At 73.5% G+C, this 2,668-nt stretch carries 3 protein-coding genes; 2 read left to right on the forward strand and 1 reads right to left on the reverse strand.

Annotated features, from left to right (window positions below; all coding sequences use genetic code 11):
• The first annotated feature begins 82 nt into the window (after window positions 1-82).
• Window positions 83-322, forward strand: a complete 240-nt coding sequence (locus ACWCSD_RS51230; protein ID WP_397210548.1) for a hypothetical protein — start codon at window positions 83-85, stop codon at window positions 320-322.
• Here the strand turns inward: ACWCSD_RS51230 and ACWCSD_RS51235 are convergent, their stop codons facing one another.
• On the reverse strand, window positions 323-529 hold the full coding sequence (locus ACWCSD_RS51235) for a hypothetical protein (RefSeq protein ID WP_397161957.1): 207 nt from the start codon (window positions 527-529) through the stop codon (window positions 323-325).
• A gap of 749 nt (window positions 530-1,278) precedes the next feature.
• On the opposite strand from ACWCSD_RS51235, the gene ACWCSD_RS51240 reads away from it, so the two are divergent.
• The coding region (locus ACWCSD_RS51240; RefSeq protein ID WP_449926938.1) for an amino acid adenylation domain-containing protein at window positions 1,279-2,668 on the forward strand (1,390 nt) is incomplete at its 3' end.

The raw sequence follows: 2,668 nt of genomic DNA on the forward strand, positions 1-2,668 counted from the left end.
CCTGGATGGCGAAGAACCTGGCGATCGGCACTCCGGTCGTCGTCAAGGGCTGAGGCCCTGTTCGAAGGATGAGAGGAACCCCATGAAGATCAGAACCATGCTGGTCGGCGGCGTCGCGGCGCTGGCGCTCGCGGCGGGCCTCGCCGGGCTCTCGGGGACGGCCTCGGCCGAGCCCGCGAAGCCCGCCGCAGTGCCCGCCGCGGTGCCCGCCGCAGGCCCCTCCGCGGCGCCCTCCCCGGTGCCCGCCGAAGGCCGGCCCACGGTGGAGCAGACGGCGGGGCCGAGGGAGCCGGTCGCCGTCAAGCCGCGGTACACCGGCTGATCACGACCCGTCGCCGCCGCGTGACGTCCGTCCTCTCCTGCCCGTCGGCCGCGTCGGCGGCCTGGCCATCACGGGCAGGAACAGGGCCCGGACGCCGCGGCGCCGCGTGCGGGCGGCCACACCGTCCTTGACCACGCACGCCACGGCGTCCGTGACGCCGCCCCTGAGCACGCCACGGCGTCCGTCACGCCGTCCCTGAGTACGCACGCCACGACGTCCGTGACGTCGCCCGTCCCCCGCCGGGGCCCGACCCCGGCGGGGGCCTTCTTTTTCCGAGCCCTCCTCTGCGCCAACACCCCAGGGCCTTTCCCGTCGCGGCTCCCGACCTCACCGTCCCGTGAGGTCCCGCGACGGATGTGCTTGCCCGTCCGCGCCTTCTGTTGCGCGGGGTTGACGAGAACCCTTCCCCGGATGTCAACGGGACCCTTACATTTCGCCCTCTTTCCTGCCTTTCGCCCCCGATTGCGGGACCGACCCGGCGAAGAGGATCATGTCGGTGTGGCGTTCCGGAGCAGTGGCGAGAAGGCCGCACTCCTCGCCCATATCCGGAGCCCGGGGTCTGCCTGTCGCCGGTCCAGGAGGTTCGCGCGCTCCGGCCGACGCCGGGCGCCGGGACGTCGCTGACCGCCCGCCGAGCCGTCCCGCGCCCACCGGCCGATGACGCGCCCTCCTGCAAGCAAGATCATGGCAGGTTCCAAGTCAGCGGCAAGCCGGGTCACCGATGCTGTTGCGCGGACGACCATGGGCGAAAGGAGCACGTAACCGCAGAACATGACATTTGCCGCGAATGCCCCCCGCCGCACCCGCCGACCGCGCGACACTGAACCGCCCGCACGACGCCGCACGACCCCACGCGCCCAGCGACGACCTCGCCCGGGCCCGCGTGCCGTCCCGAGGAACGGGCTGTTCCATACCGCCCACCCGGGCACGTTTGACCTTTGCTGGAAAGAGGACACATGACTACGGATGTGACGGGCGCGAACCGCCCTCCCACCGACTCGCCGGGACGCCTCCACGAGGCCCTGGAGGCGCAGTGCCGGCGGACACCCGATCGCCTCGCCGTCGTCGCGGGCACGAGCCGGATGACCTACGCCGAGCTCGACCGCAGGGCCAACGGGATCGCCAACGCCCTGGCCGCGCGAGGTGTGGGACGCGGCGACCTGGTGGGCATCTGCCTCGACCGCGACGAGTGGCTGGTGCCCGCGCTGATCGGGGTGCTCAAGGCGGGCGCGGCCTACGTGCCGCTGGACCCGGCCTACCCGGCCGAGCGCTTACGTTTCATGGCCGAGGACGCCGCCATGACCGCGGTGGTCACCTCGGCGGCGCGGCGCGAGACCGCGGCGCCGACCGGCGCGGACACCGTGCTCGTCGACGACGTGACGCCCGCCGCGCACGGGCCGCAGGTGCCCGGCGAGCCGGGCGACGCCGCGTACGTGATCTACACCTCCGGCTCCACCGGCCGTCCCAAGGGCGTGGTCGTGGAGCACCGCAACACCCTGAACCTGGTGCGCTGGGAGGCGTCCGCCTACACCGCCGAGGAGCTGAGCGGCATGCTCGCCGGCTCCTCCATCTGCTTCGACGCCTCGATCACCCAGATCTTCACGCCGCTCTTCGCCGGCGGGACCGTGATCATGGCGGACAACGTGCTGGCGCTGCCGACGCTGCCGGCCCGCGACGAGGTGCGCACGGTCTTCGGCGTCCCGTCCGCGCTGTCGGTGCTGCTGCGCGAGCCGCTGCCGGACGGCGTGCGCATGGTGCTGTCCGGCGGCGAGCGGCTGACCGCCGCGCTGGTCGCGCGCGTGTACGCCAACCCCGGTGTGCGCCGCGTGCTCAACATGTACGGCCCCACCGAGTGCACCACCGGCTCCACCCTGTTCGAGGTGAGCCGCGACCACCAGGGCGACCCGCCGCTGGGCGGGCCGATGGCGAACGCGCTGCTCAGCGTGCGCGACGCCGCCGGCAACCCGGTCCCCGAGGGAGAGATCGGCGAGTTGTGGATCGGCGGCCCGAACGTGACCCGCGGCTACCTGGGCCACGACTCGCAGGCGTTCGGCACCGACCCGGACGGCACCCGCGTCTACCGCACCGGCGACCTGGTCCGGCGGGTGGACGGCGAGCTGCGCTACGTGGGCCGCGCCGACGACCAGGTCAAGATCCGCGGCTACCGGGTGGAGCTGGGCGAGGTCGAGTCGGCGCTGGACCGCCATCCCGCGGTGCGCCGCGCCGTCGTCCTGGCGCACACCGACGACGACGGCATCGCCTACCTCGTCGCGCACGTGGCCGCCTCCGGCGTGACCGAGCCCGAGCTGCGCGACTGGCTGCGTGACCGGCTGCCCGACCACCTGG

This window comes from Nonomuraea sp. NPDC001684 (assembly GCF_053596515.1).